Source organism: Bacillus sp. JJ1764, assembly GCF_036962145.1.
Taxonomy (GTDB): Bacteria; Bacillota; Bacilli; order Bacillales; family Cytobacillaceae; genus Neobacillus.
Genome location: NZ_JBALNY010000053.1, coordinates 48,467 through 74,848 on the forward strand (window position 1 = coordinate 48,467; position 26,382 = coordinate 74,848).

The 26,382-nt window shown below is 41.0% G+C and carries 23 protein-coding genes; 15 read left to right on the forward strand and 8 right to left on the reverse strand.

Annotated elements, in window-relative coordinates; translation table 11 throughout:
- The first annotated feature begins 29 nt into the window (after positions 1-29).
- From V7083_RS08870 to V7083_RS08890, 5 genes are all read left to right on the forward strand, one after another.
- Positions 30-980 (forward strand): ABC transporter permease, encoded by a 951-nt coding sequence (locus V7083_RS08870; RefSeq protein ID WP_335477156.1) that lies wholly within the window; start codon positions 30-32, stop codon positions 978-980.
- The gene (locus V7083_RS08875) at positions 973-1,923 is read left to right on the forward strand and encodes an iron chelate uptake ABC transporter family permease subunit (RefSeq protein WP_335477157.1); all 951 of its coding nucleotides are present in this window, start codon (positions 973-975) and stop codon (positions 1,921-1,923) included. The genes V7083_RS08870 and V7083_RS08875 overlap by 8 nt, the downstream gene beginning before the upstream one ends.
- Positions 1,920-2,681: an iron ABC transporter ATP-binding protein gene (locus tag V7083_RS08880; RefSeq protein ID WP_335477158.1), complete on the forward strand. Its 762-nt coding sequence runs from the start codon at positions 1,920-1,922 to the stop codon at positions 2,679-2,681. Before V7083_RS08875 ends, V7083_RS08880 begins: the two co-directional genes overlap by 4 nt.
- 19 nt (positions 2,682-2,700) lie before the next feature.
- Entirely contained in the window at positions 2,701-3,657 is a 957-nt protein-coding gene (locus tag V7083_RS08885) for a siderophore ABC transporter substrate-binding protein (RefSeq protein WP_335477159.1), read from the forward strand.
- 264 nt (positions 3,658-3,921) lie between these two features.
- Positions 3,922-5,400, forward strand: coding sequence for a PAS domain-containing sensor histidine kinase (locus tag V7083_RS08890; RefSeq protein ID WP_335477160.1), 1,479 nt, complete (start codon positions 3,922-3,924; stop codon positions 5,398-5,400).
- A 151-nt stretch (positions 5,401-5,551) separates the two neighbouring features.
- On the opposite strand, the gene V7083_RS08895 is transcribed toward V7083_RS08890, so the two are convergent.
- The 4 genes from V7083_RS08895 to V7083_RS08910 form a co-directional block, all read right to left on the reverse strand.
- Entirely contained in the window at positions 5,552-6,088 is a 537-nt protein-coding gene (locus V7083_RS08895; protein ID WP_335477161.1) for a ribonuclease H-like YkuK family protein, read from the reverse strand.
- A gap of 270 nt (positions 6,089-6,358) precedes the next feature.
- Positions 6,359-7,687, reverse strand: a complete 1,329-nt coding sequence (locus tag V7083_RS08900; protein WP_335477162.1) for a (Fe-S)-binding protein — start codon at positions 7,685-7,687, stop codon at positions 6,359-6,361.
- Positions 7,684-9,096: a glycolate oxidase subunit GlcD gene (gene glcD, locus V7083_RS08905; protein WP_335477163.1), complete on the reverse strand. Its 1,413-nt coding sequence runs from the start codon at positions 9,094-9,096 to the stop codon at positions 7,684-7,686. The genes V7083_RS08900 and glcD overlap by 4 nt, the downstream gene beginning before the upstream one ends.
- A gap of 177 nt (positions 9,097-9,273) precedes the next feature.
- Positions 9,274-10,986: an L-lactate permease gene (locus tag V7083_RS08910; protein WP_335477164.1), complete on the reverse strand. Its 1,713-nt coding sequence runs from the start codon at positions 10,984-10,986 to the stop codon at positions 9,274-9,276.
- Positions 10,987-11,317: 331 nt separating this feature from the next.
- Here V7083_RS08910 and V7083_RS08915 point away from each other — a divergent pair, with 331 nt between their 5' ends.
- From V7083_RS08915 to V7083_RS08930, 4 genes are all read left to right on the forward strand, one after another.
- Positions 11,318-12,052 (forward strand): FadR/GntR family transcriptional regulator, encoded by a 735-nt coding sequence (locus V7083_RS08915; protein WP_335477165.1) that lies wholly within the window; start codon positions 11,318-11,320, stop codon positions 12,050-12,052.
- 195 nt (positions 12,053-12,247) lie between these two features.
- Entirely contained in the window at positions 12,248-12,964 is a 717-nt protein-coding gene (locus V7083_RS08920) for a (Fe-S)-binding protein (RefSeq protein ID WP_335477166.1), read from the forward strand.
- Between the two features lie 24 nt (positions 12,965-12,988).
- The gene (locus V7083_RS08925) at positions 12,989-14,416 is read left to right on the forward strand and encodes a LutB/LldF family L-lactate oxidation iron-sulfur protein (RefSeq protein ID WP_335477167.1); all 1,428 of its coding nucleotides are present in this window, start codon (positions 12,989-12,991) and stop codon (positions 14,414-14,416) included.
- Positions 14,417-14,424: 8 nt separating this feature from the next.
- The gene (locus tag V7083_RS08930; RefSeq protein WP_335477198.1) at positions 14,425-15,150 is read left to right on the forward strand and encodes a LutC/YkgG family protein; all 726 of its coding nucleotides are present in this window, start codon (positions 14,425-14,427) and stop codon (positions 15,148-15,150) included.
- 173 nt (positions 15,151-15,323) lie between these two features.
- On the opposite strand, the gene V7083_RS08935 is transcribed toward V7083_RS08930, so the two are convergent.
- The gene (locus V7083_RS08935; protein ID WP_335477168.1) at positions 15,324-15,845 is read right to left on the reverse strand and encodes a DinB family protein; all 522 of its coding nucleotides are present in this window, start codon (positions 15,843-15,845) and stop codon (positions 15,324-15,326) included.
- A gap of 253 nt (positions 15,846-16,098) precedes the next feature.
- Here V7083_RS08935 and V7083_RS08940 point away from each other — a divergent pair, with 253 nt between their 5' ends.
- The 3 genes from V7083_RS08940 (at position 16,099) to V7083_RS08950 (ending at position 18,904) form a co-directional block, all read left to right on the forward strand.
- Entirely contained in the window at positions 16,099-17,256 is a 1,158-nt protein-coding gene (locus V7083_RS08940; RefSeq protein ID WP_335477199.1) for a carbohydrate kinase, read from the forward strand.
- Positions 17,253-18,167 (forward strand): pseudouridine-5'-phosphate glycosidase, encoded by a 915-nt coding sequence (locus V7083_RS08945; RefSeq protein ID WP_335477169.1) that lies wholly within the window; start codon positions 17,253-17,255, stop codon positions 18,165-18,167. The genes V7083_RS08940 and V7083_RS08945 overlap by 4 nt, the downstream gene beginning before the upstream one ends.
- 143 nt (positions 18,168-18,310) lie before the next feature.
- Positions 18,311-18,904: a biotin transporter BioY gene (locus tag V7083_RS08950; protein ID WP_335477170.1), complete on the forward strand. Its 594-nt coding sequence runs from the start codon at positions 18,311-18,313 to the stop codon at positions 18,902-18,904.
- A gap of 101 nt (positions 18,905-19,005) precedes the next feature.
- On the opposite strand, the gene V7083_RS08955 is transcribed toward V7083_RS08950, so the two are convergent.
- Together V7083_RS08955 and V7083_RS08960 are read right to left on the reverse strand one after the other, a co-directional pair.
- Entirely contained in the window at positions 19,006-20,259 is a 1,254-nt protein-coding gene (locus V7083_RS08955; RefSeq protein WP_335477171.1) for a GGDEF domain-containing protein, read from the reverse strand.
- Positions 20,260-20,503: 244 nt separating this feature from the next.
- Positions 20,504-21,346 (reverse strand): aldo/keto reductase, encoded by an 843-nt coding sequence (locus V7083_RS08960; RefSeq protein WP_438823708.1) that lies wholly within the window; start codon positions 21,344-21,346, stop codon positions 20,504-20,506.
- Between the two features lie 282 nt (positions 21,347-21,628).
- On the opposite strand from V7083_RS08960, the gene V7083_RS08965 reads away from it, so the two are divergent.
- The 3 genes from V7083_RS08965 to V7083_RS08975 all read left to right on the forward strand — a co-directional run bounded on the left by V7083_RS08965 (position 21,629) and on the right by V7083_RS08975 (position 25,548).
- The gene (locus tag V7083_RS08965) at positions 21,629-22,861 is read left to right on the forward strand and encodes a Zn-dependent hydrolase (RefSeq protein ID WP_335477173.1); all 1,233 of its coding nucleotides are present in this window, start codon (positions 21,629-21,631) and stop codon (positions 22,859-22,861) included.
- A 186-nt stretch (positions 22,862-23,047) separates the two neighbouring features.
- Entirely contained in the window at positions 23,048-24,682 is a 1,635-nt protein-coding gene (locus V7083_RS08970) for an ATP-binding protein (protein WP_335477174.1), read from the forward strand.
- Positions 24,683-24,783: 101 nt separating this feature from the next.
- The gene (locus V7083_RS08975) at positions 24,784-25,548 is read left to right on the forward strand and encodes an NRDE family protein (RefSeq protein ID WP_335477175.1); all 765 of its coding nucleotides are present in this window, start codon (positions 24,784-24,786) and stop codon (positions 25,546-25,548) included.
- Positions 25,549-25,598: 50 nt separating this feature from the next.
- Here V7083_RS08975 and V7083_RS08980 read toward each other — a convergent pair whose 3' ends face one another.
- Positions 25,599-26,204 (reverse strand): DedA family protein, encoded by a 606-nt coding sequence (locus V7083_RS08980; RefSeq protein ID WP_335477176.1) that lies wholly within the window; start codon positions 26,202-26,204, stop codon positions 25,599-25,601.
- Positions 26,205-26,382: the final 178 nt, after the last annotated feature.

Genomic DNA, 26,382 nt, shown 5'->3' on the forward strand with positions numbered 1-26,382 from the left:
ATCATCAATAAAAATTCTAGAGGAAAGCTATGAAAAAAAGATATCTATTGTGTGCACTAATCATTTTATCCGGGATCTCATTGTTTGTGGGTGTCAGTTCGATTTCACCAAAGAATCTGTTGAACATTCATTCGGATGAAACTCAAATTTTTCTGATCAGCAGGCTTCCTAGGCTATTGTCAATTTTACTTGCAGGGGCCGGAATGAGCATTGCGGGATTAATCATGCAACAACTCAGCCGCAACAAATTTGTCTCGCCAACAACTGCTGGAACACTAGATGCTACTAGACTGGGAATATTAGTTTCAATGCTGCTGTTTGCGAATGCTTCAATGATTGAAAAAATGCTTGTTGCTTTTATTTTTGCTTTGGCCGGAACCATTTTGTTCATGCAAATTCTAGACCGAATTAAGTTTAAGGATGCCATTTTCATTCCGCTGGTTGGTCTCATGTTTGGAAACATCTTATCCTCGGTAACTACTTTTTTTGCATACCGGGCAAATGTGATTCAAAACATGTCTGCTTGGCTTCAAGGTGATTTCTCGATGATAATGAAGGGCCGTTATGAACTACTATACATAAGTATTCCGATACTTATAATCTCATACTTCTATGCAAACCGCTTTACCGTTGCAGGAATGGGGGAAGACTTCGCTAAAAACCTCGGTCTGGCCTATCGACAGATTGTGAATATCGGACTGATTCTAGTTGCTTTGATTACAGTAACGGTTGTGCTAACGGTAGGAATGATTCCTTTCTTAGGGCTAATTATTCCAAACATTATCTCGATTTTTAAAGGCGATCATTTACAGAAAACCCTTTCGCATACAGCATTGCTCGGAGCGAATTTCTTACTAGTTTGCGACATTTTAGGCAGGGTATTTATTTTTCCATACGAGATTTCAATAAGCCTCATGGTTGGCGTAATTGGCAGCGGTATTTTCCTGTACCTTCTTTTCAGGAGGAAAGCCTATGCGTAATTCTGTGAAAATCGCAGCCCTTACCCTGATCGCCATAGGGTGCTGTACTATTTACCTTTTTCATGATCTAAACGGTAGCTATGATTATGCTTTGCCTCGTCGGGCATTAAAGGTCCTAGCTATGGGAATTACCGGTATTGTTATTGCCTATTCGACGGTTGTGTTTCAAACGATCACACATAATCGAATTTTAACACCAGGCATTATGGGATTGGACTCCCTCTATACGTTGTTACAGACAGTAATTATCTTCTTTTTAGGCTCCGGTCACATGTTGATTATCAACAAGCAAGTAAACTTTTTTATTTCGATTGTGCCGATGATTTTGTTTGCCTTAGTGCTTTACCGCTTTTTATTTAAAAAAGGAGATCAGCCCATTTACTTTTTATTGCTGATTGGGATTATTGTTGGAACGTTTTTCAACAGCATCACAACCTTTTTTCAAGTGTTGATTGACCCGAATGAATTTCAGAGCGTGCAAGATCGTATGTTTGCTAGCTTTAACAACATTAATTCCGACTTAGTCTGGTTGTCTCTAGGGATTTCAGTATTGGTTATGGCTTATGCATGGCGGTATATGAAATATTTGGATGTCCTGTCGCTTGGCAGGGAGACCGCCATCAATTTGGGGGTGCCTTATGATGCGATTGTGAAACAAATGCTCGTCATTGTGTCGATATTCATCTCCATTTCGACCGCGCTTGTTGGGCCTATCACCTTTTTGGGATTGATAACGGCCAATCTGTCCTATCAATTTTTCAAAACGTATAAACATAGGACATTGATTGGTGGAGCAATTTTAATAAGCATCATCGCTTTAATTGGCGGACAGTGGGTGGTCGAACGGGTCTTTACCTTTTCTACCACGCTTAGTGTGATTATCAATTTCACCGGCGGAGTTTATTTCATTTATTTACTGTTGAAGGAGAGGAAAGCGGCATGATTGAGGTCCTATCCCTGTCAAAATTTTATGGAAAAAAAGCAGTGGTGAAGGATGTTTCGGTGACAATCCAAAATCGTAAAATTACTTCGTTCATCGGTCCTAATGGGGCTGGGAAGTCAACAGTGTTGTCTATGATCAGCCGGCTTCTTGATGCCGACACTGGGGAAGTTCTTATTGATCAGTCCGAATCCAGAAAAATGAGGTCGAATGATTTTGCCAAACGGGTTTCAATTTTGAAGCAGTCCAACTCTATGAATGTGAAGCTAACGATTCGTGAGCTCGTTTCCTTTGGCCGCTTTCCCTACTCGAAAGGACGGTTAACAGAGGCGGACGAGCGAATGGTTGATCAATCGCTCGACTATATGCACTTGACCGACCTACAGGACAGATACTTAGATGAGCTATCCGGCGGACAGCGGCAGCGAGCATTTATTGCGATGGTCATCGCGCAAGATACTGAATATATTTTGCTGGATGAGCCCTTGAACAACTTAGACATGAAACACTCCGTTCAAATCATGAAAATCCTCCGTCGACTGGTCGACGAGCTGGGAAAAACCGTTGTAATCGTTCTGCATGATATCAATTTTGCTTCTGTTTATTCGGATTGGATCGTGGCGATGAAGGATGGCCTAGTGGTGAAGGAAGGACCGACAGATGAAATTATCCAATCGGCTGCGCTAAAGGAAATTTATGATATGGACATACCCATTCAGGAAATGGACAGCTGTCGTATATGTATTTATTTTAATTCATAGAAAAGGAGATTTAATAAAAATGAGAAAATGGAGTTTACTAGGGATTATTTTTTCCATCATACTCGTCTTAGCGGCATGTGGTTCTAAGGAGGAAGCTAGCAGTAAGGAACATTCTGGGGGCGGGAACAAGACGGAAGAAACGAAGGAAGTCACCATCAAGCATCAATATGGGGAAGCCGTAATCAAGAAAAATCCGAAGAATATTGTTGTATTTGATTTTGGAATCTTGGATACTTTTGATGAATTAGGCATTGAGCCCACGGGTGTTCCTCAAGCTATTATTCCAGGATATTTGAAAAAGTATGGAGATAAAAAGTATACGAATGTCGGCAGTTTGAAAGAGCCGGATTTCGAAGCGATCCATGCGTTGAAACCAGATGTCATTTTTATCTCAGCACGTCAGGCCGAATTATATGACCAATTCGCTGAAATTGCTCCAACTGTATATGTTGGGCTAGACTATGCCAACTATATGAGTTCTTTTGAGAAAAATATGAAATTGGTTGGAGAGATTTTTGGAAAAGAAGATGAAGTTGCTGCTGAACTTAAGGATATCGATACTAGCGTTGAAAAATTAAATAAAAAGGCATCAGGGCTTGATCAAAAAGGTCTAATCTTGTTATCTGCTGAAGGAAAGATGAGTGCTTATGGCCCAAGTTCCCGTTTTGGGGTTATTCATGACGTGTTTGGTGTTAAAGCAGCAGATGACAAAATTGAAGTGTCCACCCACGGACAAAGCGTGTCATTCGAATATATTATGGAGAAAGATCCTGAGGTCTTATTTGTGATAGATCGTAACGTAGCCATCGGCGGAGAAGCTGGCGCAAAAAAAACAATGGAAAATGAGCTAGTGAAGAAAACAGCAGCATATAAAAATGACAAAATTGTGTACCTAGATCCAGAAGCCTGGTACCTAAGTGGCGGCGGTCTAAAATCAGTAAAAGCAATGGTCAAAGAAATCGAAGAAGCCCTATAAAAGCAACAGCTTAAAATTCAGATAAAAACACCACTACATCTTCAAAACAAATGAGATTAGTGGTGTTTTTATTAGTAAAAATGATAGAGAACCTTTGAACAAAAGCATAATGTCCACCTGGGGCGGACAAAATAGGGCGTTTTGTCCACGGGCGGTGCCTGTCACCCTATTGTGTCACTCTATTGTCACTCTCTTCTTCATCTACTAAATAATTACTTCCTTTTGGCGAAAAGTTTTGTAAAATGGAAGTAAGAGGATATTTTTGTGTTTGGGGAGATCGCGATGTCGAATGGGTTCCCGATTTTTACGGGTGAGAATGGGCTAGTTGGATATGATTCAGAGGAGTTAATTGACCTTTTTCTGGAAAGTACAGCGGATGGAATTTGTATGGTGGATATGGAAGATCGCTATATCAGGGTTAACCAAATGTACACGAAGATTTTTGGATATACAGAGGAGGATATTATTGGAAAGCGGCTTTATGAATTTTTGAATCCAGATATAGTGGTTGATACTATTGAGGCTGTTAAACGAGGTAAATCTTTTCATAATATTGTAACTCAACGATATCATAAAAATGGAACTGAACTTGATGTTGCAGTTTCTTATTCTCCTTTTCGTAATTCATTAGGTGAAATTATCGCAATTATCGCAATATACCGTGATATAACTAACTCACTTAATACTGAGAGAGAGTTAAAGCGAACGAAAGAGCTATATCAGTTAATAACTGATAATACTTCAGATTTAATCCTGGTTTTTTCAAAGGATCAAAAAATTGTCTATGTATCGCCATCCTTTCAAAAGGTTTTTGGACTTATTCCTGAAGATCAGATTGGTAGGAGTATCCTTGAATTTGTCAAAAAAGATGGAGTGAAGGCCTTTCAAAGAAAACTTAAGCGGTTATTAGAAAGTGAAGAGCCTTTGCTATTTCAGCATAAAATGAGAAGTACTACGGGAGAACTTGTATATGCAGAATACAATATTACTCCAATTTTTAATGAAAATAATGAAATTGAATCCTATGTTTCTGTTGGAAGAAATATTACTGAGAGGATTAAAAATGATGAAGCGATTCGAAATCTGGATCGTTTGTCTATTATTGGTCAGTTAGCAGCTGGTGTGGCACATGAAATTCGTAATCCACTAACTTCATTAAAGGGTTTTTCAAAACTATTAAGAAGCTCTGGTGATAGAGCAACCCAAGAATATTATCTATCGATTATTACCGATGAATTAGATCGCATTGATTTGATTGTCAATGAATTTATGTCACTTGCAAAACCACAAGCCATTCAATTTGAAGAGGTAAATCTTCTTTCAATAATAGAAAGTACAGTTAAAATTTTACATCCACAAGCGTTGCTGCATAATGTTCAAATTATGAATAACTTCCATGCGAAAGATATTATACTTCTATGTAGTCCGCATCAATTAAAGCAAGTCTTTGTGAATTTTCTTAAAAACGCCATTGAAGCAATGCCGGGTGGCGGTATCGTTAACATCAACGTAAAAAAACTTAGCGATAATCGAGTGCAAATAAACTTTAAAGATGAAGGCAGCGGAATCGATACCGAGCTCATGCATTTCCTCGGCACTCCCTTCTACACAACAAAAGACAAAGGAATTGGCCTCGGTCTGACCGTCAGCAACAAAATCATCCAAGAACACAATGGCACCATGAAAATCGAAAGCCAAAAAGGCCAGGGCACAACCGTATGCGTCGAACTAGAACATATATAGCAAATGGGATTTTAGTGTTATCGGTGATGACTACATAAGTGACATTGGGCTGGTAAAAATACAGTGCGAGCTACACTGGTGACAGGCACCGCTCGTGGACAAAATCGACAATTTGTCCATCTGAGGTGGACATTCTGATCAACTGGCACCGTTATTTTGTATAGCGGTTTGCATAGCTGGAGGCGACGAAGGCGTCTGGTTTGATTTTTGGCTCGACTCCCATGGATTCGATGCGGGTGACCATTTCCTTAACAAATTCACTTGTTTTGTTGCGGTTGCCTGCACCGATGTCAATGTGGCCTTCTATTGTAAAGGTAGCTCCTAGATATACGTTTGGCAGAACAATGTTAATGAGTTCATTCTTTTTTTCTTCGGTGAACATGGAAACAATTTCTTCGGTCAATGATAGTTCAAGTGATATTCGTTCGTGTAGTTGAGTCATTTTCCTAGGGACAATTACCTTTGTAATGCAGGCCCAGACACCTTTTCCGATATTTTGAATTACTATGCCGGTAATAAAAGTTGTGTGGGCTCTGTGAACCTGGGAGTCGGTCCCCACCATTAAACGAAAATTTCCACATGAATCATTCTCCATAAATTCAACAATCCGTCTAAAAACTTGTTCAAAGGACATCCCAACCTCATGAAGATTTTGAAACGATCGTCCATCTTGTCTTAAAATATCCATTATCCAACATCACAACCTTCCCTAAAGGGTAGAAGACTCCATTTATTTACTACCATTTTATGGGATAACCCTTACTCCTGTGCATTATTTCTTCAATCCGTACATAATCATCCCCCATAAAACCAAGCAAAAAAGGAATCTTTTATAAAAACCATATTGGTAAACCCTATTTCGAAAGAAAGCTGTCTATGCCTTTTTTACAAAAACATAATATGGTGAAAGACACGATAAAAAAATGATGCAGGGTTCCCCCAGCATCATTTCCGAATTTTACATTTCCACAACTGCTTCCAATAATAAATCGACGATATGAACGCCTCGCATTTTTGTAGATAGGCCTTCTTTTTCAATGCCAAGCTTCATTTGCAGCAGGCACCCCGGGTTGGCGGTGACAATCGTAGCTGCTTGGGTTTGCTTCGCCTGTTCCATCTTGTAGTCGAGCATTTTCATCGACATTTCTGATTCGATAATATTATAAATACCAGCCGAACCGCAGCAGTGACCAGCATCATTCATTTCTTGGTACACTGCACCGTTAATCGACCTCAACAGGGTTCTTGGGGCTGCCTCAGTTTTCATCACGTTGCGCAGGTGGCAAGAATCTTGATACGTGATAATTTGTGAAGTTAGTTCAAGTTTTACTTTTTTATGAAAGTCCACGGCCACTAGGATTTCCGAAATATCTTTGATTTTATTGGAAAAATTCTTCGCTCGTTCCACCCACTCAGGTTCATCCTTTAAAAGATGCCCATAATCGACAAGGAAGCCGCCGCAGCCTCCAGCATTGGTGATAATAAAATCAACGTTCAGCTCTTCAAAGGCCGATATATTCCGTTTCGCTAAATCCTTAGAGCTTGTTTTTTCACCATAGTGTCCGTGTAATGCACCGCAGCAGGTCTGGTCTTTGGGAATGACGATTTCACAGCCTGCAAACTGCAACAATTTCATTGTTGCATCGTTTGTTTTTAAAAACAATGAATCCATCAGGCATCCACTAAAAAAAGCGACACGATGAGTTTTCATACCCACAGGCTCCAAGTGTTCCGGCCGATTTCTCAATTCACTCCTTGAAGGCAATTCTGGGAGAACTTTTTCCATCAAGGCTAAATGTTCAGGGATTAGTCCAAGGAAGCCAATTTTCCGTGCGATGGATTGCAGACCGGAACGTTGGTAAAATCCGAGCAATCCTGTCATATTTTTCATCCGGTTAGGATGTGGAAATAGCCCGTCAAATACTGTTTTACGAACCATACGTACAGGCAGGGAATATTTCTTGTTTTGGGCGACGATATCCCGGGCATCCTCAAGTAATTGACCGTATTTCACACCGGAAGGACAGACCGATTCACAGGCAAGGCAACCGAGACATAGCTCTAGAGACCGTTCGAAATCCTCATCCGGTTCAATCAGACCGTCGACAACTGCCTTCATCATGGCAATTCGGCCGCGAGGGGTATGCGATTCTTTGTAGCCTGACATTTTATAGGTTGGGCATGCAGGGAGACAAAAACCGCAGCGCATACAATTGAGAAGTTCATCCTCATTCATTCTTGCCTGGAACTGTTCTTGGATGACCTCACGCTCCTTTGCTGTCGTCATTTTCCAATCACCAACTTTGGTCTGTCGTCTTTGGCAAACATTTTTCCGGGATTCATGATGTTATTCGGGTCTAGCGCCTGCTTGATCGCCTTCATCACTGCAATGCCTTCTTTGCCAAGCTTCAGTTCGAGATAAGGAGCTTTGGCAATACCGACGCCATGTTCACCAGTAATCGTACCGCCAAGTTCTACTGCTTTTTCAAAAATTTCCGCAAATGCCTTATGCACCCGCTCAATTTCCTCATGATTTCTTGCATCTGTTGGACAGGTTGGGTGGAGATTACCATCGCCGGCATGGCCGAATGTACAGATATGAACATTATATTTTTCAGCAATTTCACCAATGGCCCTAACCATGTTGGCAATCTCCGACCTTGGAACGGTGGCGTCTTCTAGAATGGTTGTCGGCTTCAAACGGGCAAGGGCAGATAAAGCCCAACGTCGTGCGGTTGTCAGGGCTGTTGCTTCCTCAGCTGTTTTAGCAATTTGAACAGAAAATGCCCCTTCCTGCTTACAGATTTCCGTTATTTTTTCAATGTCGCGATGAGCTACCTCGGGCGGTCCATCTTGTTCAATAAGAAGGACTGCCTGTGCATTAACCGGAAGGCCGATTTTGGCATAATCTTCTACCACTTTCAATGTGGATTGGTCAAGAAATTCAAGAGTGGCAGGAATGATTTTATTTGCAATGATTTTCGAGACGGTTCTTGCTGCCGCCTCCAGATCATGATAGAGAGCGAGCAAGGTTTTTTTTGATTCTGGTAATGGGACCAACTTGAGTGTGGCTTCTGTAAGGATCCCAAGGGTGCCTTCGGAACCAACCATCAGTCGTGTCAGGTCATAGCCAGCAACATCTTTGGCCAGTTTGCCGCCGGTACGGACAATGTCGCCATTAGGCATAACAACTTCAAGGCCGATGACATAATCGCGGGTTACCCCATATTTGAGACCGCGCAGGCCGCCTGAGTTTTCATTGATATTTCCACCAATCGTTGAAATTTTCATGGAGCCTGGATCTGGTGGATAGAAGAGACCTTTCGCCTCGACAGCATTTATGATATCAAGGGTTAAAACCCCCGGCTGTACCGTGATGGTTAAATTCTCTTCATCTAATTCAAGGATTTGATTCATATGTTTAAAAATCAGAACGATCCCGCCTTCAACCGGGCAGGTTCCGCCGCATAGATTCGTTCCAGATCCGCGTGGGACAATCGGGATTTTATGTTCGTTGCAAACCTTAACTACTTCTGAAATTTCCCTTGTGTTACGCGGGCTAATGATCGCATCCGGCATAGACTGCATGTCGGGTGTGGAATCATAGGAATATACCAGTCTATCGACCTGCGAGTCTTGAAAATTTTCCTGCGAGACAATCGATATGAGCTTGCTTTTTACGATATTAGAAAGCATTTGGATTCCTCCATTCATGTTGTGAACTATTTTTTAAAAATACAATGACCGTTCAGGTTGTTTAAAAACTAAATAATAAATGGGCAAAGCAAGTATTTCTTATAATCAAAAAACACTACTGACCTCAGTAAGGCTCATTCCTAAACAGGATGAGCCTTACTCTGTAAAAACGGTTATTTACGGGACCATAAAGCTCAGGACTGAGTTTTGCAGCCAGACGAGTATACCAATGATTACAACCAGGAAGATACTGTGTTTAATCGTAAAGCGGAACAGCTCTGATTCTTTGCCTACGAGACCTACGGCGGCACAGGCGACGGCAATCGACTGGGGAGAAATCATTTTTCCGGTTACTCCCCCTGAAGAGTTAGCAGCAAGGGCAAGAACTGGATTCATGCCGATGGATTCTGCCGTAATCTTCTGCAGGTTTCCGAATAAAACGTTTGCAGAAGTATCCGAACCCGTTACGAATACACCGAGCCACCCAAGGAAAGGAGAGAAGAATGGGAAAAATACGGAACCAGTTTTGGCAAGTGTCAGAGCAAGAGTCGTACTCATGCCAGCAAGGTTGATGACATAGGCAAATCCGACAACAGAAGCGATTGTAATCAAAGGGAACTTGACTTCGTTCACTGTTTCGCCGAAGGTTGCCATCCAACTTTTCCAAGAAATGCCCACTATAAATTTTGTGATAATGGCGGCGATTAAAATCGCGGTACCTGCTGCGGCGAGCAGTTCAATTTTATAAAAAGCCTGAATGGGGATGGCACCAGCTTTAGAGAGTACTTTGTTATGGACTAATGGGACTTCTGGCATAAAGGTGACGGCATGACCGACTGCATTCACTGCTTTCAGAATGCCGTTCGTGCCTACGTAGTGGCCACCTAAAGCCAGTTTTATAGCTGGAATCCCCCATAAGGTGATCGTCGCTGTTAATAGGATAAATGGTGACCAGGCTTTAAAAATCTGACCGCCTGTATAATGGACAGCCTCAGATTTCTTGGTATTCGGCAGTTTAACCGCTGCTGTGGAGGTTGCGGCAAGCTCCAGCTCGGCAGAAAATCTGAATATCGTTTTAGGCTTCCAGAAATTCAAGAATATGGCAAGGGTAATTAATGATACTAAAGATGATAAAATATCCGGCAGTTCAGGTCCCAAGAAGTTAGAGGATAAATATTGAGTAACAGCAAATGAAATGCCTGATACAAGAATGGCTGGCATAACTTCCTTGGTTTTTTTCCAACCAGCCATAATGAAGACGAGATAAAATGGAATAAAGAAAGATAAAAACGGCAGCTGTCGTCCAATCATTTTAGAAACCTCAACGGCTGGAATCCCTGTTGGTCCTTCCATGGCAATGACCGGTGCACCAATGGCTCCGAACGCAACAGGCGCGGTGTTGGCGATTAGGCAAAGCCCAGCAGCATAAAGTGGATTGAAGCCCAATCCTACTAATAATGCAGCTGAAATGGCAACTGGTGCGCCAAATCCTGCAGCTCCTTCAAGAAAGGCACCAAATGAGAATGCGACTAATAATGCTTGTAAACGACGGTCTTCTGTAATGGATAATACGGAATGACGAATAATATCGAATTGACCTGATTTGACTGTGATTTTGTAAAGGAATACTGAGGTTACGATGATCCAACCTATCGGCAGAATGCCATATAGAGCCCCCTGTGATGCAGACATGAGAGCCATGCCGGCAGGAACTTTATATGCAAAAATAGCAAGGATGATGGCAAGCGCCAGAGTAGTGAGTCCGGCGATATAGCCTTTCATTTTTTTGATGGCGAGCGCCCAGAAAAAGTAGAGAATCGGTATTAGTGCCACTGTGGCACTAGGCCAAAGACTGCCTCCAACGGCAGTAAAATCTTGTATAAATGTCATAGAAAATTTCCCCCTTGAATGAACTGTGTTAGTTTGTTTTACAATTTGTCCCCCAACAAATTGTTACAAAAAGCTGTTTATCCCCCTTTTATTGTAGTAAACGCTTACAGATGATGATAAGGTCATCTGATGACCTGAACTTGGTGATAGAAAAAATTATAATTGGAGCAATATGAAAAATGCAATACAAATATTTAAAAAATTTATTTAATTTATCTGCGATTGTTTATTTTCCAAAAATAGAAAGCGAAGTTGATCAATCTTTTTCAAAAAAAGGTATAATAAAATTGGATTATTACGGACTATTTGTTAGAAAGGGCCCGCAAACACCATGGAATATAAAAAAATAAAACCTAAAAAAATTTATGAAGAAGTCGCTGATGCGATTTATGAAATGATCCGCTCGGGCCAGCTGAATCCGGGCGATAAACTGGATTCTGTCCAGCAACTCGCTGAAAATTTCCAGGTTGGACGTTCCGCCATACGTGAGGCCTTGACCTCGTTACGTGCGATGGGGCTTGTTGAAATGAGGCAGGGTGAAGGAACCTATGTAAGAGAATTTGAAAACAACTTGCTTTCGCTTCCGGTATCTAATGCAATCTTAATGAATAAGCATGAAATCGTCCAATTGCTCGAGGTTCGGATGATTCTTGAGACCGGTACCGTAGTAGCTGCAGCAAAACGGAGGACGGAACAGCACCTTCTGAGAATGGAGGCTGCCCTTCAAGCGATGTATAAGTCAATAGGGGATGAGGAACTCGGAGAGAAGGCAGATTTAGAGTTCCATATGATCCTTGCAGAAGCAGCACAAAACCATTTATTAATGACATTAATGCAAAATGTGTCAGAATTAATGGCTGAATCAATGAGGGAAACACGCAGGCTTTGGCTGTTTTCGAAACAGGCTACCACTGAGCAGTTATACCAGGAACATGTAGCCATCTATAATGCCGTGAAAAACCAAGATGAAGAGGCAGCAAGGAATTTAATGGTGGTTCACCTTGAAAATGTGGAGGAGATTTTGGAAAAAAATCATCTGCCTAATTCTGACAAAAGTAAATTTTGACCAAAGATCTTCCCTGTCAAGGATGAGGGGAAGGTCTTTTTTAACGTTAAATAAGTTTTTTAAGGTGTTTTTTGTGTAACCCCTTTCAATGTAGGTGGTTTTTGTTGTAAGATATAGAATATTATAATCATTAGGTCATCTGATGACCTGTTTACTAGTTTATAAATTAGTACTGATCATGAGGGGGAGCAAAGAATGAAGGTTACACTGTTTGCAACATGTATTGTTGATATGTTCCGGAGCAACGCAGGAAAAGCGACTGTAGAGCTGTTGGAAAAGCTCGGATGTGAAATTGATTTCCCAGAATCGCAAATTTGCTGCGGCCAGCCTTCCTATAACAGCGGTTATGTGAAAGAAACAAAAGAGGCGATGAAGCGGATGATTGAAACATTTGAGCATGCCGAATACATTGTTTCTCCGTCCGGTTCCTGCGCCTTCATGTTCCATGAGTATCCACATATTTTCACAGGGGATCCCCTTTGGCAGCCAAGAGCTCAAAAATTGGCGGATAAAACATATGAATTAACCCAATTTATCGTAGAGGTGTTAGGAATAGAGGATGTTGGGGCAAAGTTTGAAGGTACCGTCACTTATCATACCTCTTGCCACATGACAAGGCTTCTTGGCGTGAAGGAACCACCTATGATTCTATTAAATAATGTTAAGGGCTTAAAATTTTCGGAATTACCGGGAAAAGAACAGTGCTGCGGCTTTGGCGGGACTTTTTCTGTGAAGAATGTTGCTATTTCCGAGCAAATGGTGGATGAAAAGGTTCGGCATATTGAAGAAACCGGTGCGGAAGTTCTGATTGGTGCCGATGCTGCCTGCTTGATGAATATCGGTGGACGAATGGAACGGCTTGGTAAGCCTATCAAGGTGATGCATATCGCGGAAGTGTTAAATAGCCGTTAATTTTCATATATGGGGGAAAGCCAAATGTCGATGAAAACGAGCAGGGAAAAATTTCATGATCGTGTCGATCAGGGGATCCAGGATGAATTTATGCGTGGGGCAGTGGCCGGTGCACAAGATGGAATGGGTGTGAAAAGACGGATGGTCACTACCGATGAACTGAGCAACTGGGAGGACTGGCGCAATCATGGTGAAGAAATCCGACAACATGTCCTGGAACACTTGGATTATTATCTAGAACAATTAAGTGATAATATTTCTAAACGTGGAGGCCATGTCTTTTTTGCACAGACGAAGGAGGAGGCCAACGAATATATCCGTGGGGTAGTTCAACGTAAGAACGCAAAAAAAATTGTTAAGGCTAAATCGATGGTGACTGAGGAAATCAGCTTGAATACAATGCTTGAGGAGGAGGGCTGTGATGTCGTTGAGACGGATCTTGGCGAATACATTCTCCAGCTCGATGATCATGATCCGCCTTCACATATTGTCGTTCCAGCATTACATAAAAATAAAGAGCAGATTCGTGAAGTATTTGCGGAAAAAATTGGCTATACGAAAACAACAAAACCGGAAGAACTAGCTTACCATGCGCGCGTCACTCTCAGGGAGAAGTTTCTTTCTGCGGACCTTGGAATCACTGGTTGTAACTTTGCCGTGGCTGAAACAGGTTCGTTTGCTCTAGTGACGAATGAAGGTAATGCGGATCTTGTAACAGCGCTGCCTAAAACACAGATAACCGTGATGGGGATGGAACGACTTGTTCCGACTTTTGAGGAAATGGAAGTGCTGGTCAGCTTGCTGACACGTAGCGCAGTAGGGCAAAAGCTGACCAGCTATATTACGGTATTGACGGGCCCACGTGAAGAATGGGATGTCGATGGCCCGGAGGAATTTCACCTTGTCATCGTTGATAACGGGCGATCCGATATTCTTGGCAGCGAGTTCCAGTCCATCTTGCAATGTATTCGCTGCGGTGCCTGCATCAATGTGTGTCCAGTTTATCGGCACATTGGCGGACATTCCTACGGTTCGATATATCCAGGGCCAGTGGGTGCTGTACTTACGCCGCTTCTTGGCGGCTATGATGACTATAAGGAGCTCCCATATGCTTCGACTCTATGCGGTGCCTGTACGGAAGTATGCCCGGTGAAGATTCCGCTCCATAATTTGCTGCACAAACATCGTCAAGTGATTGTAGAGCGTGAAGGCAAAGCACCTTTTTCGGAAAAATTGTTAATGAAGGCCTTTGGGCTTGGAGCAGCATCACCGGTCCTTTATAAAATGGGATCAAAAATGGCTTCTGCAGCAATGAATCCATTTACGGACGGGGACAAAATCTCTAAGGGACCAGGCCCGCTGAAAGCCTGGACGGACATTCGCGATTTCCCGGCACCAAATAAGGAAAGATTCCGAGATTGGTTCAAAAACCGCGAAAAGGAAGGGAAATAGGGATGAGTATGAGTACGAGCGGAAATATCCTAAATCGAGATAAATTTTTAAATAAAATTGCCGGGAGTCTTAACCGGCCCCGCATGACTGAGCCGATTCCTCTGCCAAGTTGGAAATTCCAGCCTCAACATGAGGTTTTCAAGGGAGTCAGTCAGGACGAACTTTTGGAAATTATGAGGGTCCAGTGCAAAAAAATCCACACGACCTTATATGAAACGAATCAGGATGGTTTATCTTCTGTTTTAAATGAAGTTGTTGAAGGTTACGGTGGAGGCCCTGTTGTCACTTGGAAGGATTCTCGTTTCTCCGAATGGGGGCTTGATGCTTTGCTGAAGAAGGAGTGGCCATCACAAGGTATCGATGTGTTTGAATGGGATTACACTTTGGGGGAAGAGAATGTCAGATGTGCGGAGCGGGCCAATGTCGGCATCACCATCAGTGAAATCACACTTGCTGAGTCCGGAACGGTTGTGCTCTTCTCTAATAAAGACAAAGGCAGAACAGTCAGTTTCTTGCCGGCCACATCGATTATGCTAATTCCAAAAAGCACTCTTGTCCCGCGCATCACTCAAGCTGCGGTGAAAATGCGGGAAACTTATCGACAAACAGGGTCCATTGCTTCCTGTGTCAACTTTATCACGGGCCCAAGCAATTCCGCTGACATCGAACTAAATCTGGTAGTCGGCGTTCATGGTCCGATCAAGGCAAGCTATATCGTTATTAGTGATTTGTAGAGTGTTTTGATTAGAGATATGTTCCTTAGCTATAAAGATGAAAAGACCTACCAATTCCAAAGACTAAAGAATGGTAGGTCTTTTATATTACATAGTAGTCTTTTTTTCAAGGAGGACGTACTCCTATTTGCAGAAAAGATTAAGCCTAATGAGCCAAGGAAGAATCTAAATTCTTATATCTTTTTACTATGGATGAGTACCTTGATTTCTTTTATCTGATCAATATGACGCAGTTCATGAAGGTATATGCTTTCTACCCATTGGTAAATGGGAACATAGCCAACAACGGGGTGTTTCGCTGATTTTGTTTCTAACAATGAGTCGTCTTTAAGTGTGTTGAGAACCTGCAACAGCTCAGTCCGCGCTTCTGACAATAGCTGTAGAATTTGTGGGATTTCCATAGGATCTTCACTAGGTATAACTATTGGGGGTGCCTGCTTTTTCATAGACCGGTCCGTTAATGCCTGAATCGGTTTTGCTTCAACTTTTTGACCATCTGCTTTATTAAGTCCATACAGAATACCTTGAGTAAAAGCTCTCTCTGCTAAATAAAGATGATGACAAACCTGAGCAACACCCCATTCATCTTTACTAGGTTTTGCATTCACTGCTTCAAACCCAAGACCCTCTAGCTCACCCAATAGCTGCTCCCTAACCTCCGCCAAACTTCTAACTAATAACTCCTTTTCAACCATCCTAACTCCTCCTTCAGCAAACAAACGTGATTCACATACCATAATCTTTATATTCGTGAAAATAAGGAATATTCCTTTTATGCTAGAACACTATTTCTTGAATATGGTGACAGGCACCATTCGTGGACATTTGTCCTCCACCTGTGGACAGTGAATGGGATGTTACAATTTTGTTTAGGTTAATAGTGTGAATAGGGTTGACTAAGTGAAGAGACAGGAGTACAATTTAAACATAAGTTTGAAAGATAAACAAATGTTTAGAATCTGTTTTTCACCAATTGCAGGGGGTGATGTTTTGTCAGGGTCAGAGAGAATGACGGAGAAGGAGCAATTGATTTTTGAATTCATTCAAAAGGATCCTTATATTTCTCAACAAGAGCTAGCGGAGACGGTTGGACTATCGCGTCCTTCTGTCGCTAATATTATTTCTGGACTTATCAAGAAAGGACATATTCTCGGTCGAGCTTATATCCTAAATGATTCCCAACAAATTGTTTGCATCGGCGGGGCAAATCTGGACAGGAAGCTTCAAGTGAAAGATAAAGCACAGCTCGGGACCTCTAACCCGATCGAATCTAGTAAGAGTGTTGGTGGGGTTGCCAGAAACATAGCTGAAAATCTTGGACGTCTGGGATTGGATGTAACATTGTTAACTGCCTGTGGTACCGACAGCGATTGGGCATTTATTGAGGAAACGTCGGCGCTTTATATGAATCTTGATCAGGTATCCAAAATACCAGGGATGGCAACAGGTTCCTACACAGCTGTCCTTGACAGGGACGGAGAATTGATTATCGCGTTGGCGGACATGGAAGTGTATGAAGAAATCAAGCCGGAGCAACTTCTAAAACAGGAAGCTCTCTTAAGTCGTGCCAGATGTATGGTTGCTGACTTAAATTGTCCAAAAGAAACGCTTCAATTCCTAACTCAATTTGCGAATAAACATGAAAGACCATTAGTATTGATTCCCGTTTCATCCCCTAAAATGAACCGGTTGCCTGACGATTTAACTGGGGTGGACTGGATGATTACCAACCGGGATGAATCGGAAACATATTTTAATATTAAAATTGAAACAGATCAGGACTGGCAGCAGGCCATAAAAAGCTGGCTTTCTCGCGGAGTCCAAAACGTAATTATCACAAATGGAAAAAATGGCGCAATGATTGGCAATAACGAAGAAGGAATATTCCGTATCCCGGCTGTTCCAACGCAAGAAATCGTTGATGTAACTGGGGCAGGCGACGCCTTCTCATCTGCAGTTATTTTTTCATGGCTGGATGGGAAAAGTTTGCAAGATATAGCTAAAGCAGGAGCAGTCAATGCATCAAAAACACTGCAATCTGCTTACACTGTTCGTCAGGATCTTACAGCAACACAACTACTAAAAGACATGGAGGAATTATCATGAAACAATATTTAACTTTTTCAGAAGAAGTACGTACGGCAATGGAGCAAGGGAAGCCGGTTGTTGCCCTTGAATCGACTATCATTTCACACGGAATGCCTTACCCTCAAAATGTTCAGACTGCTCGTGAAGTAGAACAAATCATCCGGGACAATGGTGCTGTTCCAGCAACAATTGCACTTGTAGATGGAAAGATTAAAATCGGTCTGTCCGATGAAGAACTTGAAATGTTCGGGAAAAGCACAGATGTGGCCAAGGCATCTCGCCGTGATCTAGCGTATCTACTTGCTACGAAAAAGATGGGGGCAACAACAGTTGCAGCAACAATGATCTGTGCTGAATTAGCAGGAATCAAGATCTTTGTTACCGGAGGCATTGGCGGTGTACACCGTGGTGCTGAAACTACGATGGATATTTCAGCTGATTTAGAAGAATTAGCACAAACCAATGTAGCCGTTATCTGCGCTGGAGCTAAATCAATTCTTGATTTAGGGCTAACAATGGAATATCTTGAGACAAAGGGTGTTCCGGTAATCGGCTATCAAACAGATGTCCTTCCAGCCTTCTATACACGTACCAGCGAGTTCCAACTTAACGTGCGTGCAGATGATGTGGAAACAATCGCTTCTACATTAAAAACAAAGTGGGACTTAAATCTTAAAGGTGGAGCCGTGATTACTAATCCAATCCCTGAAGAATATGCCATGGATGAGGAAACGATTAATAACGTCATTGAATCAGCCTTAAAGGAAGCAAAAGAGAAAAAGATCTCCGGTAAAGAAGTTACCCCATTCATGTTAGCAAAAGTAAAAGAACTAACAGGCGGAAAGAGCTTAGAATCTAATATTGCTCTTGTAAAAAATAACGCAGTAGTTGGAGCAAAGCTTGCAGTGAGCTTAAATTCTTTGAAATAAATAGTGGAGAAAACCCAGGTGTATGAGCCTGGGTTTTATTTTTATGAAGTTTTTTGTTAACTAATTTTAAAAATAAGTTGACATATATCTGATAAACCATTTATTTTAAATCTATAGAATTTTTTATAGATGGGGGATTTATCATGAAAAAATTAACTGCACTGGATATAACGCTAGTGGGAATGTTTGTGGCTTTAATGGGAATTGGCGCTAATATTTCTACGATAGCTCCATTTTTGCAGGTCGGTGGAGTGCCGATTACCTTACAAACCTTTTTTGCGATTTTAGCAGGATTGATACTGGGAAGCCGCCTAGGATCTATTGCCATGATCGTCTATATGTTTGTCGGACTGGTAGGAGTACCAGTATTTGCGAATTTAAAATCAGGTCCAATGATGATAATAGAGCCAACATTTGGATTTATACTTTCGTTTATCATTGCGGCCTACGTTGTTGGGAAGATCGTTGAAAAGAAAAAAAGTCTTACTGCATTCATCACTGCTGCACTTATCGGGATTACTATCAACTACCTTTTCGGAACAAACTGGATGTACTACGGATACAAATTCTGGGCAGCAGCACCAGAAGGCTTCTCCTACAAACTCGCCTGGCTATGGATGGTCCCACCTCTGCCAAAAGACATAATCCTTACCGTTCTTGCAGGAATCCTTAGCCATCGGTTAGAAAAAACTGTCCTATCCAAAGGACAATTTAAAAACTTAAAAAGGGTATCTTAATAGAGACACCGAAACATTCGTCCGCCGTACGCGGACAAATGTGTTTTTGTGGTGCCTGTCACCCTTATGCACCAAAAAGAAGTGGTTACAACCTCAAAAGGTTATACCACTTCTTTTTGGTTATGAAGCCCGTTTTGGGCGGAAAGGCAGTTTTTGCCGCGTTGTTTCGATTGGTATAAGAGTTCGTCAGCCTGAATGTAGGCTCTTTCTACTGGGAATTGGCTGTTTACTTGGTAGTAGTAAAGGCCAAAGGATGCTGTGTATTTGATTGAAATTAGTTCCCCGTTGTATTCGGCTTCAACGGCGGTACTATCTAATTCTTTTATAATAGATTTGATTAGATTTGTGGAATGGTCAAATGTTTTCTTACGAAGGCAGAGTGTAAATTCCTCCCCCCCGCTTCTAAAGAGAAAGTCGTCCTTCCATAAGTAGTTTTTAAGAGTAGCTGCAAAGTGCTGAATGACTTTATCGCCAACGGCATGATTGTAATTGTCATTAATGCTTTTAAAGTTATCGATATCAGCTACAACTATTGCTAAACTTTCTCCTGATTCATTGAGCTCCGTCATTTTTTTATCCATAAAAGTACGATTATATACACCTGTTAAAAAGTCTGTATAGGCCATTTGCTCAAATTGATCCCGTTCCAGCTTATCCTGAATGCTTTGTGATTTGGAGTAAAAGGAACGGCTGACAATATAGTTTAAGATAAATAGACTTATTAACATTTCCCATTGCTTTGACTGTAAAAATAGTAACAACATTCCATTGGAAACGGCTACTTTCCCATAATCAAGAAAGCTGATACCCCTAAAAATAAAATCAATAGCTTCCTTAAACGAGTGAGGTTCCCCTGCTAATCGAAAGACAATTACCAAGAAAAAACCAGAAAGGTAAGAAGAGAAACAAACCAATAAGAATATTAATATCCAAAAACCAAAAGGGAAAGATTGAACAACACCATGAAATTGGTGAAATAAAAAATAAGCGAAAATATTGGTGATTACATGACAGCCAATATTATAAAAGGTATCAGATAGTTCACTTGGATCTGCCGTCTTCGTTGCTTTTCTATAAAAATAAACCAAAAATCGGTAGATAAATTCAAAAATAAACAATCCCAAAGGTCCCGTAAATAGGACGATGGCTAGATTGTAACTGATTCCATATTCAATATTGGTACTTCCGTTTTTATAAAAGACCCGCAGATGAAAATACAAACAAGAGAAAAATAAGAAGATGGCTAGTACCTTCATATATGTAGAGTTGTTTACCAACAAATGGGATGAACTAAAAGCGATCACCAAGGCAGTCATAAATAATGAACCGTCGTAGAGTCTGGCCTTCAGCATCATAGCTAAAGCCCCCCTTTAAAGTCCTGCGAATATGATTCTTCCTTATATAATAATTTTTAGTAGAATAACTATATTTTACCTAAAAATTATCAGATAACGTACTATTTTTTGTTTTCAATTATATAAAGTATGGAACATTGGGAATATTTACCCTCTTAATTAGAGGTTATGGTAAAAACTAGGAGTGGGTGCCTGTCACCACTTGTGGACATTTGTCCACGGATGGTGATAGGCACCCATTTTTTTAAATAGTAGGGTACACTTTGTCAGGGTCTGGACCTGTCCTCAGGTTTTTATTGAGACTTGAGATTTTGTTCATTTCTTCCATGGTGAGTTCGAAGTCGTAAATATTTGTGTTTTCTTCGATTCTAGCAGGTGTGCTTGATTTAGGGATAAAGATGGAATCTTGTTGTAAATGCCAGCGCAGTACAATTTGTGCAGGAGTTTTGTTATATCTCTGAGACAATTCTTCCAGAATAGGTTCGTTCAAGATCTTGCCACGGGCAAGCGGCCTCCATGCCTCTACTGCAATCTGGTTTTCATGCAAATATTCTCTTAGTTCCGTTTGAATTAAATAAGGGTGAACTTCAATTTGATTCACCATCGGCATCATGTTTGCTTTTGTTTTTAATTTTTCGAGATGGTGCATTTGAAAATTACATACGCCAATAGCCCTGACCATTTTTTCCTCATATAGCTGTTCAAAAGCACGCCATGTCCCAAAAAAATGCTTTTCACTAGGCCAGTGAACAAGCAATAGGTCGAGCTGACTAAGCTGCAGATCTGCCAGCGATTGTTCAAAAGTAAACAGCGTTTGGTCATAGCCTTGATTTCCGTTATTAATTTTTGTCGTGATAAATAGATCTTTACGTGCAAAAGAACTTTGATGTAAAATTTCGCCAAGCAAGCCTTCGTTTTGATACATTTGAGCTGTGTCAAAAGAGCGATAGCCAACCTCCAATGCTTTATGCACTGCTCTCTCCAGTTCCTTCATTTCTGTAATTTTATAAACACCAAACCCGTGCTGGGGCATTTGGATACCATTAGATAACGGGACCATGTCCGTGAGTGTTTTAGACACGTTCATACCTCCTAAAAAGACATCTCCAACTAGTATAGCGCTTGAAAATTCTAAAATGAAGGATTTAGACTGTACAGTTTATAAAAATAAATAGATAAAGGGTTTGATGTTTTGTCTAATGACAAGGGAATAGGTTATTGTATAATTAAATTAGACTGAATATTATGTTAAATAACAAATTATCTTTTCTATATTTTGATGGTCAGATGGAATTCGAAGCATTGACTCCAAGAGAACAAAAGAATGAAGGAATCGTAATCTCATTTTATAAACAAGGAGTGTTCCAAGATGCAAAAACAAAAGTTATTGATAAATGGGGAAAGACTTAAGCAGGAGCTGGAACGATTTGCTGAGTTTGGAAAAACAGAACAGAATGGGGTTACCCGGTTATCGCTGTCAGAGGAGGATCGACGTGTAAGAGACTATTTTCGAACTTGCTGTGAAGAATTAGATCTCGAGGTCAAGGTTGATGATATGGGTTGCATGTATGCCACCTTGATGGGTGAAGAGAATAAACCGCCGATATTAATAGGATCACATCTCGATTCAGTCAAAAAAGGCGGTAGGTTTGATGGCGTATTAGGTGTCATCACGGGGCTGGAAGTGGTACGAACCTTAGTGGAGAATAACATAAAACCAAAAATTCCAATTACTATTGTTAATTTTACAAATGAAGAGGGAGCCCGATTTGAGCCGTCCATGATGGCATCGGGAGTCATATCTGGAAAATTTGATAAGGAGACAATGCTGCAAAAACGAGATTCAGAAGGTGTTACCTTTGGAGAAGCATTAAAAGCGATTGGATACGAGGGAGAAGTTGAAAATCGACTAAAAGAGGCAACCGCATTTTTGGAATTGCATATCGAGCAAGGACCGATTCTAGAAAAAGAAGCACTTTCCATTGGCGTGGTGGAGTGTGTCGTCGGAATGGCCTGCTATGAAATTGAGGTTACCGGAGAATCTAATCATGCAGGTACGACGCCGATGGATATGCGAAAAGACGCCCTGTTTACAACGAATAATTTGATTAATGAAATTCGGAAACGGTTAGGTGCTTTGGATCGGGAACTAGTTTTTACCATCGGTAGGGTAAATGTGTATCCTAGTATACACACCGTTATTCCTAATAAGGTTGTGTTTACCCTCGAGGCACGTCATAAAGACATGGATATCGTGAATACCGTTAAGGATTTCATACAAAGCATGCCTAATTTAGGACTTAACGAGGGCTGTGAAATTAAAACGACCAAGCTCTGGGACCGTGATACAGTTTGGTTTGATCCAGAAATTTGCCAACTATTAGAGCGATCTGCACAATCCCTTGGATACTCCAATAAAAGAATGGTAAGTGGAGCCGGTCACGACGCCCAATTCATCGCCGGTCTCGTTCCAACAGCCATGCTATTCGTCCCAAGCCTCAAAGGCAAAAGCCACTGCGAAGAAGAACTAACCGCTTGGGAAGACTGTGAAAAAGGTGTCAACGTCATACTAGATACCGTACTAGGTCTTTTATCAAAATAGTTAAAAGCAAAAGGAGACACAAAAGGTGACACAAAAGGTGACAGGCACCATTCGTGGACAAATGTCCGTGTGGGGTGGATGGTCGCCTTTTTGATTTATTTATCTTAATTACCGTAAAAAGGTTGTATTCCAAATTTAGGGCGTCTGGTTTATGATAGAGGTAAATTGGTTTTGGGTGTGAGTTGGATGTTTACGATGAGTTATATTGTTAATTTATCAATTTTTTCGCTGATGGTTTGCATTCCTGCAGTGATCCAATCGTTTTTTAATTTTAGGCCAATTAAATATGCTCGCTACTTAGGTGGACTCTATGGTGGATTAGTTTCGATTGTTTTGGTGGAAATGTCCTTTGGACAACAAGGGTACATCTACGATATCCGATTTGCCCCAATCATTTTAAGCTTTACGTATTTTGGGCCGATTGGTGGAATGATTACAGCGGGTTTGGCATTGGCTGCTAGATTGTCTTCAAGTGGTCATTGGGCACCAGCGATTATTGGATTGCTAATTCTCGTTTGCAGCTTTTTACTATTACATACTCGGAGCTCACGATTTAGTACTGTTAAAAAAGCTGTCTATTTCTCCATCACATATGTTGTTATTTACTTCATAAATGTGATCATCTTTAATGTTTTACCGGGAGAGCCTCTCTTTCATTTACAATATTTATTTTTCGTCTTAGTGGGTGTCACGCTCGGTGTATTACTCATTGAATCTTACAGTAAACTGTATCGTTTAAATAATAGATTGACAGAAATGTATAAGATGATTGAAGAAGGAGAATCAAAATATAAATTAATTGCCGAAAATACATCTGACTTGATAAAAGTCATGAACCGTGACCATTCAATCTGTTATTTTTCTCCTTCCCATGAACAGGTTTTGGGATATCATATGGAAGAGCTCGAAAAGATTGAACTTTGCCAATTTATTCATCCTGAAGATGTAGCTTTATTTAGAAGTAAAATCGTTGATATTTTTCAGAAAAGAGAATCGGACTCAATGGAATTCCGTCTCCTCCATAAGGATGGCAGTTGGATTGAATTTGAATCTCGCTGCATGCCTGTGAGCGGTGAAAATCAGGAAATTGAACATATCGTCATTATAAGCAGAGATATTTCTGAACGGAAAAAATCCGAAGCTATTCTCCTGCAATCGGAAAAGCTATCGATTGTTGGGGAACTAGCCGCTGGTGTGGCCCATGAAATTAGGAATCCTCTGACTACAATCAAGGGATTTGTACAATTAGTAAAGGCACAGAATAGCTCGTTTGAATACAGCGAATTGCTTTTAAATGAGCTAGAACGGATTGAAACGATTACCAGTGAAATGCTGGCTTTGGGAAAACCGCAGGCAGTGAAGCTTGTGCGGACTGACTTGCGGGATTTGCTTGAAAATACTCTTGAACTTCTTTCACCACAGGCGTTAATGAATGGTATACAGTTTAACCTCCAATGGGAGGATGAACTTTTTTATATGATCGGTGAGAAAAATCAACTAAAGCAGGTAGTTTTAAATGTGTTAAAAAATGCCATAGAAGCCATGCCTCTTGGTGGTGAAATTTCAATCGATTTGAAAAAAGATGGGGAAGCCATCGGTTTAATTACGATTAAGGATCAGGGCTGTGGCATTCCGGCTGAATTGCTTCCGAGGTTGGGCGAACCGTTTTATAGCTTAAAAGAAAAAGGAACTGGTTTAGGATTAATGATTTGCCACAAGATAATTAAGCAGCATAATGGCACGATCCGTTATTCAAGTATGGAAAACGAAGGAACCGTGGTGGAGATTAGACTGCCATTAATAATTGAAAATATAGGGTGATGTGAGGCGACCTGGAATCGGAAGTCTCTTTTTTGAAGTATAGTAAGTCAGGGTGTAATAATAAGAATAAGGAAATATTTCAAAAAGGCAGTGATCCGTAAATGTGTTTAATTCTATTCGCTTATAAGGTCCACCCTATATATAAATTGCTGGTTGCCGCAAACCGGGATGAGTTTTTACAGCGGCCAACCTTATCTGCACACTATTGGGAGGATCATCCGGAGATCCTTGCTGGGAGAGATTTGGAGAAATTAGGAACGTGGATGGGGGTTACAAGGTATGGCCGGATGGCAGCCCTCACCAATTACCGGAATCCAAATGAATCCTTAAAGGGGAAGCGTTCGCGTGGTGAGCTCGTGGCAAACTCTTTACATTATGCAGGTCAGTTAGATGACTATTTGGAAAAAGTAAAGAAGGAGGGGCATTTTTACCCTGGATATAATTTATTAGTTGGAGATGTTAATGAACTTTATTACTATTCGAATGTAGGGCTGACACTTGAAAAACTGGAGCCCGGAATTTATGGTGTCAGTAACCATTTGCTTAACACAGAATGGCCGAAGGTGAAAAAAGGCAAAGAGGGTCTCTTAAAGATCTTATCCGAGAATCCCGATAATTTGGTAGAGCGGTTATTAGGTCTGCTGGAGGATTCGGACCCGGTTCCAGATGAGCTCCTGCCTAAGACAGGAGTCACATTAGAATGGGAAAGGGTGCTTTCACCGCTTTTTATTAAGAGTGAGAATTACGGAACTAGAAGTTCGACTGTTTTATTGATGTCGGATCAGGAGGTTCAATATGTAGAGCGGGTTTTTGTGGAAGGGCATGTGAGTGAGAGGGATTTTCATTTTTGTATTCAAAGTATGTAGAAACCAGTAGAAAAGAAGCCAACACCCATTATAAAGGGGATGTTGGCTTTTTATTCGTCAAGCATCTTGATAAAACGTCTTTTTTTCCAGTAGACATAGGTGATATAACTGCCAATCAACAGCAAAAGAAACAGATAGATGCTGTATCTGGAAAGATAAAATTCTACAAAACGCCAATTTTCTCCAAGAGTTTTGCCTACGGTAATAAAGGTAAAGCACCAAGTAAAGGCACCTGAATAAGCATAAAGGAAAAATTTTTTATAGCTGTAGCCGTTTATGCCTGAAAGGTATGCTGTAACATGACGAACTCCGGGAATAAAGTATCCAATGAACAAAAGTAGCGGGCCCATTTTCTCAAATAATTTCTTCGTTTGTTCGATTCGATCCTCGGTAATATGTAGCTTAGGGCCAAATCGTTTTAGAAAGGGCAACCCTAATTTTAAACCTAATAAATAACTAAGTGTTATTCCAATACAGGCCCCAGCAAATGCACACAAAATCGAAGGAAGATAGGCCATATTCCCTAAATATACATTATAGCCAACAAACGTAAGCAAAACCTCATCCGGAAGCGGCAGACCTACAATCCCGCCAATCAAAGCAATCACAATCCCCCAATACCCATAATGGCCAATCAAAAACCACAAATGACCCATACATCCACCCATCCTATAAAACAAATCTTGAGCAAAACATATCAAACTTACACCCCAAATGTCAAAGAGCTAAAGCAATGTATCTTCAAAAGGTACATCAATTGGTTCTATCAAAAAGGTGCGACAAAAGGGTGCATCAAAAGGGATATCTAAGGTGACAGGCACCATTCGTGGACAT

What these genes read in the sequence shown, in the direction of transcription:
- V7083_RS08940 (WP_335477199.1), top strand. Translation starts at nt 16,099, where the DNA reads ATGTTTAGAATCTGTTTTTCACCAATTGCAGGGGGTGATGTTTTGTCA.
- V7083_RS08880 (WP_335477158.1), top strand. Translation starts at nt 1,920, where the DNA reads ATGATTGAGGTCCTATCCCTGTCAAAATTTTATGGAAAAAAAGCAGTG.
- V7083_RS08955 (WP_335477171.1), bottom strand. Translation starts at nt 20,259, where the DNA reads ATGATGCTGAAGGCCAGACTCTACGACGGTTCATTATTTATGACTGCC.
- V7083_RS08885 (WP_335477159.1), top strand. Translation starts at nt 2,701, where the DNA reads ATGAGAAAATGGAGTTTACTAGGGATTATTTTTTCCATCATACTCGTC.
- V7083_RS08945 (WP_335477169.1), top strand. Translation starts at nt 17,253, where the DNA reads ATGAAACAATATTTAACTTTTTCAGAAGAAGTACGTACGGCAATGGAG.
- V7083_RS08925 (WP_335477167.1), top strand. Translation starts at nt 12,989, where the DNA reads ATGTCGATGAAAACGAGCAGGGAAAAATTTCATGATCGTGTCGATCAG.
- V7083_RS08965 (WP_335477173.1), top strand. Translation starts at nt 21,629, where the DNA reads ATGCAAAAACAAAAGTTATTGATAAATGGGGAAAGACTTAAGCAGGAG.
- V7083_RS08980 (WP_335477176.1), bottom strand. Translation starts at nt 26,204, where the DNA reads ATGGGTCATTTGTGGTTTTTGATTGGCCATTATGGGTATTGGGGGATT.
- V7083_RS08970 (WP_335477174.1), top strand. Translation starts at nt 23,048, where the DNA reads ATGTTTACGATGAGTTATATTGTTAATTTATCAATTTTTTCGCTGATG.
- V7083_RS08930 (WP_335477198.1), top strand. Translation starts at nt 14,425, where the DNA reads ATGAGTACGAGCGGAAATATCCTAAATCGAGATAAATTTTTAAATAAA.
- V7083_RS08935 (WP_335477168.1), bottom strand. Translation starts at nt 15,845, where the DNA reads ATGGTTGAAAAGGAGTTATTAGTTAGAAGTTTGGCGGAGGTTAGGGAG.
- V7083_RS08910 (WP_335477164.1), bottom strand. Translation starts at nt 10,986, where the DNA reads ATGACATTTATACAAGATTTTACTGCCGTTGGAGGCAGTCTTTGGCCT.
- V7083_RS08870 (WP_335477156.1), top strand. Translation starts at nt 30, where the DNA reads ATGAAAAAAAGATATCTATTGTGTGCACTAATCATTTTATCCGGGATC.
- glcD (WP_335477163.1), bottom strand. Translation starts at nt 9,096, where the DNA reads ATGCTTTCTAATATCGTAAAAAGCAAGCTCATATCGATTGTCTCGCAG.
- V7083_RS08895 (WP_335477161.1), bottom strand. Translation starts at nt 6,088, where the DNA reads ATGGATATTTTAAGACAAGATGGACGATCGTTTCAAAATCTTCATGAG.
- V7083_RS08900 (WP_335477162.1), bottom strand. Translation starts at nt 7,687, where the DNA reads ATGACGACAGCAAAGGAGCGTGAGGTCATCCAAGAACAGTTCCAGGCA.
- V7083_RS08960 (WP_438823708.1), bottom strand. Translation starts at nt 21,346, where the DNA reads ATGAACGTGTCTAAAACACTCACGGACATGGTCCCGTTATCTAATGGT.
- V7083_RS08875 (WP_335477157.1), top strand. Translation starts at nt 973, where the DNA reads ATGCGTAATTCTGTGAAAATCGCAGCCCTTACCCTGATCGCCATAGGG.
- V7083_RS08975 (WP_335477175.1), top strand. Translation starts at nt 24,784, where the DNA reads ATGTGTTTAATTCTATTCGCTTATAAGGTCCACCCTATATATAAATTG.
- V7083_RS08950 (WP_335477170.1), top strand. Translation starts at nt 18,311, where the DNA reads ATGAAAAAATTAACTGCACTGGATATAACGCTAGTGGGAATGTTTGTG.
- V7083_RS08920 (WP_335477166.1), top strand. Translation starts at nt 12,248, where the DNA reads ATGAAGGTTACACTGTTTGCAACATGTATTGTTGATATGTTCCGGAGC.
- V7083_RS08915 (WP_335477165.1), top strand. Translation starts at nt 11,318, where the DNA reads ATGGAATATAAAAAAATAAAACCTAAAAAAATTTATGAAGAAGTCGCT.